The sequence below is a fragment of the Bacillus sp. ABP14 genome, from assembly GCF_001831375.1.
Classification (GTDB): Bacteria; Bacillota; Bacilli; order Bacillales; family Bacillaceae_G; genus Bacillus_A; species Bacillus_A paranthracis.
In genome coordinates this window covers 737,501-751,734 of record NZ_CP017016.1, presented here as the reverse complement: position 1 = coordinate 751,734, position 14,234 = coordinate 737,501, and the positions used below count along the sequence as shown (strand labels likewise).

Sequence of the window (14,234 nt, the reverse complement as noted above, 5' to 3'; positions counted from 1 at the left end):
TCATCCTTTTCTATCCAAAATATCGATGATAAATCGTTTTTGCTTCGCTTATATCTTTCGTTCCATGTACAAGTACACGACCATCTTTAAAAGCAACTAATCTCTTTTCTTCCACAGAAAATGATAATAAATATGGATTTACATTTAAATCATTCACACGATCATTCAGCAGCTCTTTGTATCGTTCAAAATCTATTTCCTCTTTATGAGGTGGTCTAATTTGAACTGTATTTCTCCCGCATAAAACTGCTGTTTTCGATGTATTATCTTTATTTAAATACGGATACAAGGCATTCTCTCCGCACGAAGGACAATTGTGCTTACGAAGCTTTTGCACATTCATACATGAATATTCATTCTTCCATACATCAAACGATACAAGTCCATCTCGAAGCGATTCGTAATCTTCTACTAATAGTTTAAGAGCTTCCGTTACTTGATGAGAAACGACGAGAGATACAGCAGGCGATATAATCCCCGCTGTATCACATGTCGCTCCGCCAAGCGGAATCGATTGTAATAAACAAGATAAACATGGCGTTTTACTAGGAAGGATTGTGTAAGAAAGGCCGTAACTCCCTACACATGCTCCGTAAATCCATGGAATAGAATATTTTTGTGCTATATCATTCACAATGAAACGCGTTTCGAAATTATCAGTTGCATCAATCATTACATTAACGTTTGTAACGAGTTCTTCTAATTCCTCAGCTGTTACATCTTGAACGAGCGCTTCTACTCTTACTTCACTATTAATCTCTTCTAGACGCTTCTTCGCTGCTACAGCTTTCGGAAGATTATTTTTCACATCACTCTCTGCATACAATTGCTGCCTTTGTAAATTACTCCAATCGACATAATCCCGGTCAACAATCGTTACTGTGCCAACACCTGCTCTTACAAACATTTCTGCATTTGCACTACCTAGTGCGCCTGCGCCGATAATGAGCACATGCTTTTCTCTTATCTTTTGCTGGCCTTCTTCCCCAATCGGAGAAAATAATTCTTGGCGAGAATATCGATTATTCAACTACGCTCATTCCTTCTAAAGGACTACTCGCTGTTGCACAACGTTTACGTGCAATACGACCTGCTTCAAAGCCTAAACGGCCTGCCTCAATACTTAATTTCATTGCTTGTGCCATTTTAATAGGATCTTTTGCTCCTGATACAGCTGTATTTAATAACACACCATCTGCTCCTAATTCCATCGCAAATGCCGCATCAGCCGGGCTACCGATACCAGCATCAACGATAACTGGTACTGTCGCTTGTTCAATAATGAAGCTCAAATTCAATGGATTTACAATACCAAGTCCTGATCCAATTGGAGATGCTCCTGGCATAATCGCATGCACGCCAAGTTCTTGTAATTTACGTGCTAATACAACATCATCAGATGTGTACGGAAGTACGATAAATCCTTCTTCTAGTAACATTTCAGATGCCTTTAACGTCTCTACCGGATCAGGTAATAACGTTCTATCATCACCAATAACTTCTACCTTTATCATGTCGCAAAGCCCTGAAGCTTTTGCTAATTTTGCAATACGAACAGCTTGTTCAGCATTTTTTGCTCCGGCTGTATTCGGTAATAACGTATATTTTTTTACATCAAGTTTCTCTAATAAATTAGGCTGCTTTGCATCAAATATATCCATACGACGTACTGCAAACGTTAAAATTTCTGCCTCAGATACATCAATTGCCTTTTGCTGCACATCAAAATCAGGGAATTTGCCTGTTCCTAATAAAAGTCTAGAATGAAATGAAAATGGTCCAATGTTTAACATAATCAACCGCCTCCTACGAAAGTTACAATCTCAATTTGGTCTCCATCAAAAACAGATGTATCTGTATGATCATCTTTTTGTAAAATATCTTTATTACGCTCTACTACAACAATTCTGTTATCTAACTCTAAATGTGTAAGTAGCTCAGCTACTGTTTTCACACTCTCTGGCACTTCAATTTGATTACCATTAATTTTTAAATTCAAACTTCCATCCCCTTTCTAAACTGTTTTAGAAAGCAATAAATCTAGCAAGTGATTCTCCTGCTTTCCTTCTATTAAATCAGCCATATATTGACCAGAAACAGGACTTAATAAAATGCCGTTTCGATAATGGCCTGTGCAAGCATATAAACCTTTTATTTCTTCATGCTCTCCCATATAAGGAGCTTCATGATTCGACTGTGGTCTTAATCCTGCCCATGCGCTTTCCCATTCCGCTTCTTTTAATGCTGGCAATATTGTATACGCGCGCTCTAATATAGAAGTAATACTCTCTGGTTGCACAGTTTTATTGAATGTACGGGGCTTCATCGTTGCTCCAATTACGTAACGTCCGCCGCGCTTTGGTGCAATGTAAAATCTTTCTTGGAAAATAGGCGCCTTTAAAAGTGGTTTTCTACTTCTTACCGCTACTACTTCTCCTTTAACTGGATATGTACCCCATTCGCGGTGAAAATAACCTAGTAACTTCGTGCTCCATGAGCCACCCGCAATAACAACTTTCTCGCAAGTGATCATGCCTTCACTCGTCACAATTCCATTCACTTTATTATTTTCAATACGGATATCAAACACTTCTGTCTGTTCATATATATCAGCGCCCGAAAATGATGCGGAATGTGCGAATGCTTTCGTAAGCTCTGGTGCAATAACATGACCATCTTTCGGATAATATACAGCCCCTATAATTGACTCAGATAAATACGGCTCTTTCTCTCGCAAACGATCTCCCGCTAGAAAGTAAGAATCTTCACCGGTTTTCTGCTGCCAATCCATAATGTGAAGAATTCTTTCCTTCTCATCTTCATTTTGAGCAATGCGATAAATGCCTTTCTCTTCATACCCAATATCGATGCCTGTTTTTTCGCGTAAAACTTCTGCAAGTTGTGGAAATATAGCACGGCTTTCTCTAGCAAGTTCAAATAGCGGGTCATATTCATCCCATTCTGCCTGCACCCCAAGTAAACCAGCGGCTGCTTTCGAGGCTTCAGATGCAATCTGTTGCTTCTCTACAATCGCTACTTTATGGCCTCTTTCTGCTAGAAAATGTGCAACTGAACTACCAATTACACCACCGCCAATTATCGCTACATCATACTTCTTACACATGTTTTTCCGCCCACTTTCTTATTGATTCCTTATAAGATTTCGCTTTGCTATACGGGTTACTACTACTTATAATCCCAGACATAACAGCAATACCACTGACGCCGTTAGTAAGAACATCTCCAGTGTTTTCCGGAGTGATTCCTCCAATTGCTGTAATCGGTATGGATAAACACTTTGCAATGTCTGAAATTTCTTCAAGCCCTCTCGCTGGCACACCTTTTTTACAATCTGTCGGAAATACATGACCATAGACGAGTGAATCCGCGCCATTCTTAAATGCATCAATCGCCTCTTCTAAAGAATGCACAGAATAACCGACATGCAAATAAGAAAACTTTTCTTTCACTGACCTTACATCTGCGCTTCGATATCCTAGCTGCACGCGCGGAATATTTAATAAAATAGCAATATCAATTCGATCATTTATCACTATTTTCGATGCTGGAAAGCCCTTCTTCAAAAGACTTTCCACACCTTCATACAATTCCTTCGTACTTTTCTCACGCTCACGAATATGCAAATAATCAATTTCACTTTCAATTTGCATCGCTACATTCACTAACTCTTCGAATGACATGTGACCATTTGAGATTACATGAAGCTCATTTTTCATATTCATTCGCCTACTTTAAAATGTTTTCGAATAACTCATCGGCCGGAACGATTTCTTTCGTCATTCCTTTATCTTTCAACCATCTATTTTGTTTCTCCCATGACTCTTTTGAATCTGATAAAAATGGCTCATCTTTCGTTTCCATCTTCTCTAATAAAATTTTCATACTTTCCTTTTCAACTTCTGGCACAAGTGGGAAGTTTTCTTTTTCTTGATGATTTAATAAAATATTCAATGCTTCATCTGGGTTTTTCTTCATGAAATCATAGCCTTTTTTCGTACCACGCAAGAAAGCTTGCAAAGCTTCTTTATCTTTTTTCAATGTCTTATCACCTGTTACAAATACGAGCTCATGATAATTCGGTACACCATAATCTGCTGGATTAAAGTATGCTGGTTCATGACCTTCATGACGCATAACAGGTACTTCGTGGTTAATATATGCTCCTGTTACCGCATCCACTTTTTTCGTAATTAATGCTGGTACTAAATCAAAACCAACATCGACTACTTTCACTGTATCTGGATTACCACCAGCTTCTTTTACCATCGTTTTTAAATACATCTCACTTAAAGGTGTTCCAGAATATCCAACTGTTTTACCCTCTAAATCTTTTGGCGATTGAATGCCTGCAGACTTCAGCGATACAACATGATTTAATGGTGAACGTACGACGGCTCCAATTGATTTCACTGGAATTTGTTCATTTGCTTTTGCCATGACAACATCTGGCTGATAATATAAGCCAACTGTTACTTTTCCTGCAGCTGCTAACGTTAATGGGTCAGTCGGATTAGAAGGGAATTTAATATTTACCTTTACTCCTTCTTCTTTAAAGTAACCTTTTTCAATTGCCGCATAAATAAAGCTATGTACCGCATTTGGGTACCAATCAAGCATGAACGTTATTTCTTTCTCTTTTTTATTCTTATCTGATGCTGAATTACTCGAACATCCAGCAATCATTGCAACTAATAATGTAAGCACAAAGATGCGTTTTAAAAATTTCATGAATGCTTCCTCCAACTAATGAATTTCTTTTCTAATACCGAAATAAGTACGACGAAGAAAATAGCTAATAATGATAACAATACAATGGGTGCAAATACACCTGCCCCGTCTAATTGCGTCATCATTCTCTTACTGAAATATCCTAGCCCCGCTTGTGCACCGAGCCATTCACCAATTGCCGCCCCAATTACACTAAGCGGTACTGCAATTTTTAAAGCTGAGAAAAAATAAGGAAGAGCAGACGGCAATTTTAATTTAAGAAAAACATCTTTTTTCGTTGCCCCGTACGTAACTAAAAGCTCTTCCCATTCTTTTTTCGTACTGCGTAGCCCGTCATACGTATTGACCGCAATTGGGAAAAACGTAATTAAAACCGTAACAACAACCTTACTCCAGATCGTATATCCAAACCATAAAACGAAAAGCGGAGCAAGCGCTGTAATAGGAATCGTTTGTGAGGCAACTAATAATGGATAAAATGCTCTCTCCATCCAATTACTCGCATTCATTAACATCGCTAGCCCTACCCCAAGTACGATAGAAATAGCCACCCCTATTAAAACGACATATAATGTTGCTGGCAAATGAACCGTAAATAATATGTCTTTTAGTTTCCATATCTTCATTACAATTGCAGACGGTGACGGTAAAATGTACATTTCATCTACAATTCTTGCGCCTACTTCCCAAAGAGCAAGTAAAATACTAGAAAGTGTAAGAGCAGGTAATAGCTCCTTCAACCGGTTCATCATACGAGTACCTGCCTTTGCAACATACTAAGAAGCTCATCTTTCAGCGCTAATACTTCCGGTTTATATAAATCTTTTCTTGTCCGATTATGATCAAGCGGTACAATCCTCTCGGTTAAAGTAGTTATCGGTTGCTGCTCTACCACTAAAATTCGATTAGAAAGAAACAATACTTCTTCCACATCATGAGTGATAAATAAAATTGTTTTTTCCCACTCTTTCCATTGTTCAAACAACCATTCCTGTAAAGATGCCTTCGTTAAAGCATCCAACGCGCTAAACGGTTCATCTAACAGCAATATCTCCCCGCCTGTTAATAAAGTTCGAATGAAAGATACGCGTTGCCTCATACCACCAGATAAATCTTTCGGATATTTTGCCTCATACCCTTGTAAACCAAATTTGTGTAACAGTTCCTTTGCCTTTATTTGTGCTTCTTTCTTCTGTACACCTTGGCACTCTAGCGGCAGGGCCGCATTCTCAATAATCGTTCTCCATGGCAGGAGCATATCTTTTTGGGGCATATACCCTACAGGATGGCTCTTTGTTTCTGTTAGTTCTATCTGTCCCGTACTCGCTTCTTCTAAACCTGTAATAAGGCGAAATAAAGTACTTTTCCCGCATCCACTCGGTCCGATAATGCTTACAAACTCTTTATCTTGTATAGAAGCATTTAATTCATTAATGATTGGCTTCTCATCATAATGAAAAGAAACATTATGAAACTGTAGTATGTTCTTGCTCCTCAAATCCCCACATCTCCTTACGGTAGGACATATCCCAGAATAAATATTCAAATCGACTGGAATATAGGAAAATCTCCTCTAATCGATCTAGCTCTTTTTCAGACTTTCCAACTGCCATTTCATTTAATAAATCGATTAACCAAACACAAAGGTTGCCATATTCTTCAGAGCTATAGCCTTGAATCCACTCACCAAAGAACTCATGATCTCTTGCTCCAGGAATATCATTTAAACGCTTTCCAATCTCCCAGTAGCTCCACATACATGGAAGAAGTGCTGCTATTAATTCCGCAAGTGTGCCATTTTGAGATACAGACATCATGTAATTTGTATAAGCTAAATTTTTAGCAGATGGCTTTGCAGACTCTATCTCCTCTATAGAAATTCCAAGTCTTTTTGCATACTGTTTATGAATTGTCATTTCTCCATTTAATATCCCATCAATTTGTTCAGCAAATTTCCCCATAACTTGTGGATTTGTTGCCTTTACAACACCGATCGCATATAACTTTGCATAATCTAACAAGTATAAATAATCTTGAATAATATAATACTGAAACTTATCCTTTTCTAACGTACCATCCCCCATACCTACAACAAATGGATGATTATGACTCATCTCCCAAACTGGTTGTACAGTTTCTAATAATCTATCGCAAAATTTCATTTCTCTATCCCCTTTCAATTTATATATCTAAATAAAAAACCACTTCTAAATAAGAAGTGGTTACAGCAAATAAAATTATAATTTATTCGTTGCTCCACTTCCCTTCGCTAGTATTATCTAGATCAGGTCTGTAAGGGTTAAGGATTATTCCTCTCTCAGCACAACAAGCACCCCTAGTGGTTTCAATATGAAATTTTCAAATAAAAAAGCCCCGTTTCTATACGCAAAGAAACGGGGACTCATTATTAGTGTCCGAATTGCTTCCCTACGCTAGCATAATCTAGATCAGGTAATAAAAAGGATCAAAGACTTAAGGTCTTACTCTCAGCTGGCAACACCAGCTCTCCTAGCAAACTATAAAATTATCACTGTCAGTATAACACCGTAATAAGACATCATCAACTGTTTTAATTTTCTCAATTGTCAACAAAATAACAAAACCATATAATACTTATATTCTATCTTAGAAATTATTATCCTAATGAATTGGATAAAAAGGAATCATTATCCTCAAAAAATTTATTTTTATATTGATTTCATATTACATTTATGTGAATACACCCACTATATTATATCTTTATACTATAATAAAATTACAACTATACAACTAGAGGAGGTCTCTATTATATGAATATGAAAGCTACTGCTTTAACAGCAACTACTGTCGCAATTGCTTCTTTACTTCCTTCTATGGGAGAAACAAATGTACAAACAGCCAACGCTGAACAATTATCTAATGTGAAAACTGGATATGTCAAAGTCGATCAAGTAGCCTTACATACAAAAGATAACGCAAATAGCTCATCAATTGATACAATTCGCTTTAATACGAAAGTGAATATACTTGAAACAACTAATGGCTGGTATAAAGTATCTGTTAATAATAAAGTAGGTTACGTACAAAAAGATTCTATTCTACTAAAAAACAAACTTCAATCTAATAATCAATATATCGTCAATGCCAATGCATTAAACGTTCGTTCTGAACCTAATTTAGAATCTTCAATTTTAGATGTATTACCAAATGGGAAATTCGTTACTATTCAAGAAGAACAAGGTGAATGGTATAAAATTTTACATAATGGCAAAACAGGTTACGTACAAAAGGCATTCGTATCTAATGGTTCACAGCCTTTAGTAAAAGGCATCACAGTTCAAAATAATACGAAATACACAGTTGCAACACCTAAACTTAATGTGCGTAGCAATGCTAGTACAAGTAGCGCACTACTTGGTTCATTACAAAATGGTACACAATTACAAGTAGTGGAAACTGTAGGAACTTGGTATAAAATTCGTTTTGGCACAGGATACGGATATGTGGCAAAGCATTATGTAGTGCAAAATCAAACGCAATCACAAGCTCAAACGGCTCAACCTACTTCCATTCCAGCCGTTTTCAAATTCCCTACTCAAGGAAAAATTAGCTCAACATTTGATATGCGCTGGGAACAAATGCATTATGGTATAGATATCGCAGCTCAGGGTAATGTCTCTATCCAGGCTGCGGCGGCAGGTAAAGTCGTGAAATCATATTATTCAGCTAGCTATGGCAATGTTGTGTTCATCGCCCATCAAATAAACGGGAAATTATATACAACAGTCTATGCTCACATGAAAGATCGCACTGTACAAGCTGGTGATCAAGTACAAGCTGGACAATTAGTAGGTCATATGGGAAACACAGGTCATTCATACGGGCAACATCTTCATTTTGAATTACACAATGGAGAATGGAATTTTGAAAAAACAAATGCAGTAAACCCACTGCCATATTTAGTTAGGTAAATTGTATGCCACGCAATATCAATATACCTCTCTTAATTGAATACTTAGCCTTTTTAGGCTTAATCTGTTGCTTAGTAATTTATAATACAAATACTGTATTTTTATCTATTATCATTGCTTTTGTTGCTTTAGAAATTATGATGGAAGCTTTTCAAGTTCAACTAAAACAAAAAATTGCCCATATTTATAATGCCATCTTTCTATTAAGTGCTTTAATAACAAATATTATTAGTAATGGTTTTTATTTATCTACCGTATTTCCCGTATTTTTTATGGCTGTTTTATTATTCATAGCTAGATACATTCATGTCCCTAATAGCAAAAAACACGAACAAGAAGCTTAGAAAGAGGAGACACTGTGTACCAATCTTTCAAAGATAATCCGATAAAATATATATTGAATTTATACAAAAAAACAAATACTTTTTTTGGTATACAAGGAAGCTATACGGCACAATTTCTCCTTTATGGAATGTTATTTCTCGTCTTAATTACATTCTCCTTGCTTTACTAATAAAAAAAGGATCTCACAATTGAGATCCTTTTTAATTTATATAGAAAGTGCCCTTTATCCACAAGCATATTTTTCATAAATAAAGCTAAGATTATATTTTTTCTCTAAGCTCATTCTTTGTTCATCATCACACCAATAGAACAGAATATCATGAATCGTTGCATAACGCTTATTTTTAAGAAACAGTTTAAAGAAAGATGGTAAACAGTCATGTAATTGTATAAATATATAATTGCGTAATATTTCTTCTTTATATTTAATGCCCTTACAAATATACAATAATTCTTCACAATAATATGCATGTTGTGGAACTTGGATCATTTCAAAAAATGGCACATATGATAATAACTTTCCAATAAAATGATCATATCGATCCATTATCCCTATCGTCATATGCTCCATCATATCTTTCATTACATATAAATAATCATCTACATGAGTAGTCTTGAGTGGGTCTAATCGATCTGAAATTTGAGAAAGTACAGCCCTTTGGCAAGCTAACACCGCTTGACTAGGTCCATAATATGATAGAAAGTCTGTACACTTACGATACTTTCGTAATAAATCATATGTATATAAGTCATAAACAAAAGTATTACAATACATCGCTAAACTCATCATATCACTATTTAATTGCTCTTTTGATAGTGACTTAGCTCTCTTACACATATAAAAAAATGTAAATTCTAATACTTCTTTATGGGATAATAAATGTTTACAGTCTGTTATACATTTCTCATTAAATTTAACTCTATCCCAAATTTCTACATCTCCATCAGTTAATTCACCAATACGATATTTAATTATTAAATAGTTTAAAGCAACCGCCTGCGTCAAAAGATCCCACGTTTCATATTCCAATGAAGTATGAACAAACTCAGCTAGCCCTTGAGTTACCATAAAAGTATTCGCTTCTTCATACCAACCAATTTCTTGGCATAAGCGAAGAATACGTACTAAAGTTGGAATTTCGTCTTTATGAAATTGCGGTAAATTCTTTGCTTTATTCATTCCATATACGATAAATGCCGCTAAATTTTCTTCTTTATAAAATTCTTTTTCTTTCCACACTAATATAGTTCGTTCTTTCCCTTCACCTTTTGGATGACAAGGTACAAGCAAAGAAAATAATTCAGCGAAATTATTTGGTTCTATATATGTATCTGTAACCAAATTCCAATTTGGATCGCGCTGTACAGCCTTCATATAATTCCCCTTCCCTTTTATCTACATAGGAAATATTAATCCATTATCACATCATTAACAATAAATATTGTTATATTCGAAATCAATCATAATACTTATATCTATCAGTATATCATTTTTTCTCTTATTTATAATTAGGAATGACAAATTTAAATAAACTGTCGAAATTACTAACTGTATACTTATTATATAATGGCTCAGATACATCATGCTAACATATTAGCTTAACCCTATATACTAGAATAATGTATCTGATTTTTATACGTAACGTATTACACTAATTAAAGTCTCACTTCATTCCGTATGCTCTGATATTTCACTTAAAGCAAATCCCGCTTGATCATCTGCCGATTCTTTTATAGCTAAATCTCCTAGTGCTAACATCCCAACGAGTTGACCACTCTCAACTACTGGCAATCGTCTAATTTGATACTGTGCCATTAACTCTGTAGCCTTTTCAATAGGATCATCTGGAGAAACTGAGACAATGTTTTTTGTCATTACATTTGTAATTTTATTAGATCCAGGATGTTTTTCAGCAATCCCTCGAACAACTAAATCTCGGTCCGTAACAAGACCAACAACTTGTTCATTTTCAACAACCGGAATCAATCCAATCGATTCTTCTTTCATCTTTACAGCAGCTTCATATACATTGTCTAACGGTGTACACTGTACAATATGAGTGCTCATCAAGTCTCTCACTCGTGTCATTTGTATCTCCTCCTTTTTATACATACCATAGCTTTTCCTAAATCCCTTTATTTATTTCAGGAAAATCAGTTGATAAAGGAGAATGAACGCACAATAAAAAAGAGTCAGCATATTGCTGACTCTTTTTTTATGACCCGTACGGGATTCGAACCCGTGTTACCGCCGTGAAAGGGCGGTGTCTTAACCACTTGACCAACGGGCCATGGCTCCGCAGGTAGGACTCGAACCTACGACCGATCGGTTAACAGCCGATAGCTCTACCACTGAGCTACTGCGGAATAATATATGGTGGGCCTAAATGGACTCGAACCATCGACCTCACGCTTATCAGGCGTGCGCTCTAACCAGCTGAGCTATAGGCCCATATACTTTACAGGGGCAGTAGGAATCGAACCCACACTGGAGGTTTTGGAGACCTCAGTTCTACCTTTAAACTATGCCCCTAAAGGATGCCGACTAGAGGACTTGAACCCCCAACCTACTGATTACAAGTCAGTTGCTCTACCAATTGAGCTAAGTCGGCATAAAAAAATGGTGGCTCGGGACGGAATCGAACCGCCGACACGAGGATTTTCAGTCCTCTGCTCTACCGACTGAGCTACCGAGCCAAACATAAATGGCGGTCCCGACCGGGGTCGAACCGGCGATCTCCTGCGTGACAGGCAGGCATGTTAACCACTACACCACGGGACCATTTGGTTGCGGGGACAGGATTTGAACCTGCGACCTTCGGGTTATGAGCCCGACGAGCTACCGTGCTGCTCCACCCCGCGATGATAAAATATTTACTTTATAAAAAATGGAGGAGGTAGAGGGATTCGAACCCCCGCGCGACTCTCGCCGCCTGTCGGTTTTCAAGACCGATCCCTTCAGCCGAACTTGGGTATACCTCCATGAAGGAAAAAATATTTTATTATTTATGTCTAAACCATTTTAAAAGAAAATGGAGGAGGTAGAGGGATTCGAACCCCCGCGCGATTCTCACCGCCTGTCGGTTTTCAAGACCGATCCCTTCAGCCGAACTTGGGTATACCTCCGAGACATATAATAAATAAAGTGGAGCCTAGCGGGATCGAACCGCTGACCTCCTGCGTGCAAGGCAGGCGCTCTCCCAGCTGAGCTAAGGCCCCATGTTTTTGGGAATATCGGGAAGACAGGATTTGAACCTGCGACCCCCTGGTCCCAAACCAGGTGCTCTACCAAGCTGAGCCACTTCCCGTTATTAAAAGCGCGCCCGAGAGGAGTCGAACCCCTAACCTCTTGATCCGTAGTCAAACGCTCTATCCAATTGAGCTACGGGCGCATATGGTGCCGAGGGCGGGGGTCGAACCCGCACGGTGGTCACCCACCGCAGGATTTTAAGTCCTGTGCGTCTGCCTGTTCCGCCACCCCGGCATGTCATATTGAAAATTGGAGCGGAAGACGGGATTCGAACCCGCGACCCCAACCTTGGCAAGGTTGTATTCTACCACTGAACTACTTCCGCAAGACATGTATGAGTTATTTTATTAAAAGTGCGGGTGAAGGGAGTCGAACCCCCACGCCAAAGGCGCTAGATCCTAAGTCTAGTGCGTCTGCCAATTCCGCCACACCCGCATATTTTGTTAAAATGGTGAGCCATGAAGGACTCGAACCTTCGACCCTCTGATTAAAAGTCAGATGCTCTACCAACTGAGCTAATGGCTCTTAATGGCTGGGCTAGCTGGATTCGAACCAGCGCATGACGGAGTCAAAGTCCGTTGCCTTACCGCTTGGCTATAGCCCATTAATTAAGAATGGTGGAGGGGGGCAGATTCGAACTGCCGAACCCGAAGGAGCGGATTTACAGTCCGCCGCGTTTAGCCACTTCGCTACCCCTCCGACATATATGGTGGAGGATGACGGGATCGAACCGCCGACCCCCTGCTTGTAAGGCAGGTGCTCTCCCAGCTGAGCTAATCCTCCATTTTGCCTGGCAACGTCCTACTCTCACAGGGACAAGGTCCCAACTACCATCGGCGCTAGAGAGCTTAACTTCCGTGTTCGGAATGGGAACGGGTGTGACCTCTCTGCCATCATTACCAGACTGTATTCATTTAAGACAAGAATCATTATAACTTATTTAGCTTTAAAAGTCAACAAGTTTTTTATATTCTTTCAAAACTAGATAACATTGCTTCATATTATATGGTTAAGTCCTCGATCTATTAGTATTCGTCAGCTCCACATGTCACCATGCTTCCACCTCGAACCTATCAACCTGATCATCTTTCAGGGATCTTACTAGCTTACGCTATGGGAAATCTCATCTTGAGGGGGGCTTCATGCTTAGATGCTTTCAGCACTTATCCCTTCCGCACATAGCTACCCAGCTATGCCCTTGGCAGAACAACTGGTACACCAGCGGTGCGTCCATCCCGGTCCTCTCGTACTAAGGACAGCTCCTCTCAAATTTCCTACGCCCACGACGGATAGGGACCGAACTGTCTCACGACGTTCTGAACCCAGCTCGCGTACCGCTTTAATGGGCGAACAGCCCAACCCTTGGGACCGACTACAGCCCCAGGATGCGATGAGCCGACATCGAGGTGCCAAACCTCCCCGTCGATGTGGACTCTTGGGGGAGATAAGCCTGTTATCCCCGGGGTAGCTTTTATCCGTTGAGCGATGGCCCTTCCATGCGGAACCACCGGATCACTAAGCCCGACTTTCGTCCCTGCTCGACTTGTAGGTCTCGCAGTCAAGCTCCCTTATGCCTTTGCACTCTACGAATGATTTCCAACCATTCTGAGGGAACCTTTGGGCGCCTCCGTTACACTTTAGGAGGCGACCGCCCCAGTCAAACTGCCCACCTGACACTGTCTCCCGGGTCGATAAGACCCGTAGGTTAGAATTTCAATACAGTCAGGGCGGTATCCCACCAGCGCCTCCACCGAAGCTAGCGCTCCGGTTTCAAAGGCTCCCGCCTATCCTGTACAAACTGTACCAAAATTCAATATCAGGCTACAGTAAAGCTCCACGGGGTCTTTCCGTCCTGTCGCGGGTAACCTGCATCTTCACAGGTACTATAATTTCACCGAGTCTCTGGTTGAGACAGTGCCCAAATCGTTACACCTTTCGTG

13 protein-coding genes, 20 tRNA genes, 2 rRNA genes and 2 riboswitches (1 of these 37 cut by a window edge) are annotated in these 14,234 nt (G+C 39.1%); of the genes, 2 read left to right on the top strand and 33 right to left on the bottom strand.

The features are described 5' to 3' along the window. Positions 1 to 10: 10 nt before the first annotated feature. Genes thiF through tenA form a run of 9 tightly spaced genes read right to left on the bottom strand, consistent with a single transcriptional unit; the run spans position 11 to position 6,911 of the window. Positions 11 to 1,030, bottom strand: a complete 1,020-nt coding sequence (thiF, locus tag BGI23_RS03895; RefSeq protein WP_001065442.1) for a thiazole biosynthesis adenylyltransferase ThiF — start codon at positions 1,028 to 1,030, stop codon at positions 11 to 13. Beyond that, positions 1,023 to 1,793 (bottom strand): thiazole synthase, encoded by a 771-nt coding sequence (gene thiG / locus BGI23_RS03890; RefSeq protein ID WP_070805257.1) that lies wholly within the window; start codon positions 1,791 to 1,793, stop codon positions 1,023 to 1,025. The genes thiF and thiG overlap by 8 nt, the downstream gene beginning before the upstream one ends. 2 nt (positions 1,794 to 1,795) lie before the next feature. Continuing rightward, complete coding sequence (thiS, locus tag BGI23_RS03885) at positions 1,796 to 1,999, bottom strand: sulfur carrier protein ThiS (RefSeq protein WP_001049505.1); 204 nt, start codon at positions 1,997 to 1,999, stop codon at positions 1,796 to 1,798. A 15-nt stretch (positions 2,000 to 2,014) separates the two neighbouring features. After that, entirely contained in the window at positions 2,015 to 3,124 is a 1,110-nt protein-coding gene (thiO, locus tag BGI23_RS03880; protein WP_000335189.1) for a glycine oxidase ThiO, read from the bottom strand. Beyond that, positions 3,117 to 3,737, bottom strand: coding sequence for a thiazole tautomerase TenI (gene tenI / locus BGI23_RS03875; protein WP_000787179.1), 621 nt, complete (start codon positions 3,735 to 3,737; stop codon positions 3,117 to 3,119). Before tenI ends, thiO begins: the two co-directional genes overlap by 8 nt. Before the next feature lie 10 nt (positions 3,738 to 3,747). Then, positions 3,748 to 4,749 carry an ABC transporter substrate-binding protein gene (locus tag BGI23_RS03870; RefSeq protein WP_070805256.1) on the bottom strand — a complete coding sequence of 334 codons (1,002 nt, stop codon included), beginning with the start codon at positions 4,747 to 4,749 and terminating at the stop codon, positions 3,748 to 3,750. After that, positions 4,746 to 5,498 (bottom strand): ABC transporter permease, encoded by a 753-nt coding sequence (locus BGI23_RS03865; protein WP_044790963.1) that lies wholly within the window; start codon positions 5,496 to 5,498, stop codon positions 4,746 to 4,748. The genes BGI23_RS03870 and BGI23_RS03865 overlap by 4 nt, the downstream gene beginning before the upstream one ends. Further along, positions 5,498 to 6,247, bottom strand: coding sequence for an ABC transporter ATP-binding protein (locus tag BGI23_RS03860; RefSeq protein WP_070805255.1), 750 nt, complete (start codon positions 6,245 to 6,247; stop codon positions 5,498 to 5,500). Before BGI23_RS03860 ends, BGI23_RS03865 begins: the two co-directional genes overlap by 1 nt. Next, entirely contained in the window at positions 6,216 to 6,911 is a 696-nt protein-coding gene (gene tenA / locus BGI23_RS03855) for a thiaminase II (RefSeq protein ID WP_000666831.1), read from the bottom strand. Before tenA ends, BGI23_RS03860 begins: the two co-directional genes overlap by 32 nt. Positions 6,912 to 6,993: 82 nt before the next feature. Next, positions 6,994 to 7,096, bottom strand: a riboswitch (TPP riboswitch). 60 nt (positions 7,097 to 7,156) lie between these two features. Then, positions 7,157 to 7,269: riboswitch (TPP riboswitch) on the bottom strand. Between the two features lie 269 nt (positions 7,270 to 7,538). Between tenA and BGI23_RS03850 the strand changes: the two genes are divergently transcribed. Both BGI23_RS03850 and BGI23_RS03845 read left to right on the top strand, forming a co-directional pair. Continuing rightward, positions 7,539 to 8,699 carry an SH3 domain-containing protein gene (locus BGI23_RS03850; protein ID WP_044790929.1) on the top strand — a complete coding sequence of 387 codons (1,161 nt, stop codon included), beginning with the start codon at positions 7,539 to 7,541 and terminating at the stop codon, positions 8,697 to 8,699. A gap of 5 nt (positions 8,700 to 8,704) precedes the next feature. After that, complete coding sequence (locus BGI23_RS03845; RefSeq protein ID WP_070805254.1) at positions 8,705 to 9,043, top strand: hypothetical protein; 339 nt, start codon at positions 8,705 to 8,707, stop codon at positions 9,041 to 9,043. A 224-nt stretch (positions 9,044 to 9,267) separates the two neighbouring features. Here BGI23_RS03845 and BGI23_RS03835 read toward each other — a convergent pair whose 3' ends face one another. The 24 genes from BGI23_RS03835 to BGI23_RS03720 all read right to left on the bottom strand — a co-directional run. Further along, entirely contained in the window at positions 9,268 to 10,419 is a 1,152-nt protein-coding gene (locus tag BGI23_RS03835; protein ID WP_000648924.1) for a DUF3965 domain-containing protein, read from the bottom strand. A 294-nt stretch (positions 10,420 to 10,713) separates the two neighbouring features. Beyond that, positions 10,714 to 11,133, bottom strand: coding sequence for a CBS domain-containing protein (locus BGI23_RS03830; protein ID WP_000199015.1), 420 nt, complete (start codon positions 11,131 to 11,133; stop codon positions 10,714 to 10,716). 130 nt (positions 11,134 to 11,263) lie between these two features. Then, positions 11,264 to 11,335: transfer RNA gene (locus BGI23_RS03825), tRNA-Glu, on the bottom strand. A 1-nt stretch (position 11,336) separates the two neighbouring features. Further along, positions 11,337 to 11,411: transfer RNA gene (locus tag BGI23_RS03820), tRNA-Asn, on the bottom strand. Between the two features lie 8 nt (positions 11,412 to 11,419). After that, positions 11,420 to 11,496 (bottom strand) — tRNA-Ile (locus tag BGI23_RS03815). Positions 11,497 to 11,506: 10 nt separating this feature from the next. After that, positions 11,507 to 11,577 (bottom strand) — tRNA-Trp (locus BGI23_RS03810). 6 nt (positions 11,578 to 11,583) lie between these two features. Beyond that, a tRNA-Thr gene (locus BGI23_RS03805) sits at positions 11,584 to 11,656 on the bottom strand. A 9-nt stretch (positions 11,657 to 11,665) separates the two neighbouring features. Continuing rightward, a tRNA-Phe gene (locus BGI23_RS03800) sits at positions 11,666 to 11,741 on the bottom strand. A 9-nt stretch (positions 11,742 to 11,750) separates the two neighbouring features. Beyond that, positions 11,751 to 11,826 (bottom strand) — tRNA-Asp (locus BGI23_RS03795). A 3-nt stretch (positions 11,827 to 11,829) separates the two neighbouring features. Beyond that, a tRNA-Met gene (locus tag BGI23_RS03790) sits at positions 11,830 to 11,906 on the bottom strand. A gap of 27 nt (positions 11,907 to 11,933) precedes the next feature. Beyond that, positions 11,934 to 12,026, bottom strand: a tRNA-Ser gene (locus tag BGI23_RS03785). 51 nt (positions 12,027 to 12,077) lie between these two features. Further along, a tRNA-Ser gene (locus tag BGI23_RS03780) sits at positions 12,078 to 12,170 on the bottom strand. Between the two features lie 20 nt (positions 12,171 to 12,190). Continuing rightward, a tRNA-Ala gene (locus BGI23_RS03775) sits at positions 12,191 to 12,263 on the bottom strand. Between the two features lie 15 nt (positions 12,264 to 12,278). Beyond that, positions 12,279 to 12,352, bottom strand: a tRNA-Pro gene (locus BGI23_RS03770). A 10-nt stretch (positions 12,353 to 12,362) separates the two neighbouring features. Then, positions 12,363 to 12,436: transfer RNA gene (locus tag BGI23_RS03765), tRNA-Arg, on the bottom strand. Between the two features lie 3 nt (positions 12,437 to 12,439). Then, a tRNA-Leu gene (locus tag BGI23_RS03760) sits at positions 12,440 to 12,528 on the bottom strand. 16 nt (positions 12,529 to 12,544) lie between these two features. Next, positions 12,545 to 12,619: transfer RNA gene (locus tag BGI23_RS03755), tRNA-Gly, on the bottom strand. Positions 12,620 to 12,648: 29 nt separating this feature from the next. Beyond that, positions 12,649 to 12,729: transfer RNA gene (locus BGI23_RS03750), tRNA-Leu, on the bottom strand. A gap of 14 nt (positions 12,730 to 12,743) precedes the next feature. Next, a tRNA-Lys gene (locus BGI23_RS03745) sits at positions 12,744 to 12,819 on the bottom strand. A 4-nt stretch (positions 12,820 to 12,823) separates the two neighbouring features. Further along, positions 12,824 to 12,898, bottom strand: a tRNA-Gln gene (locus BGI23_RS03740). Between the two features lie 11 nt (positions 12,899 to 12,909). Continuing rightward, positions 12,910 to 12,993 (bottom strand) — tRNA-Tyr (locus BGI23_RS03735). An 8-nt stretch (positions 12,994 to 13,001) separates the two neighbouring features. After that, positions 13,002 to 13,077 (bottom strand) — tRNA-Val (locus BGI23_RS03730). Positions 13,078 to 13,082: 5 nt separating this feature from the next. Continuing rightward, positions 13,083 to 13,198, bottom strand: a 5S ribosomal RNA gene (gene rrf, locus BGI23_RS03725). 101 nt (positions 13,199 to 13,299) lie between these two features. Beyond that, positions 13,300 to 14,234: ribosomal RNA gene (locus tag BGI23_RS03720) — 23S ribosomal RNA — on the bottom strand; it runs 1,988 nt beyond the window's last position.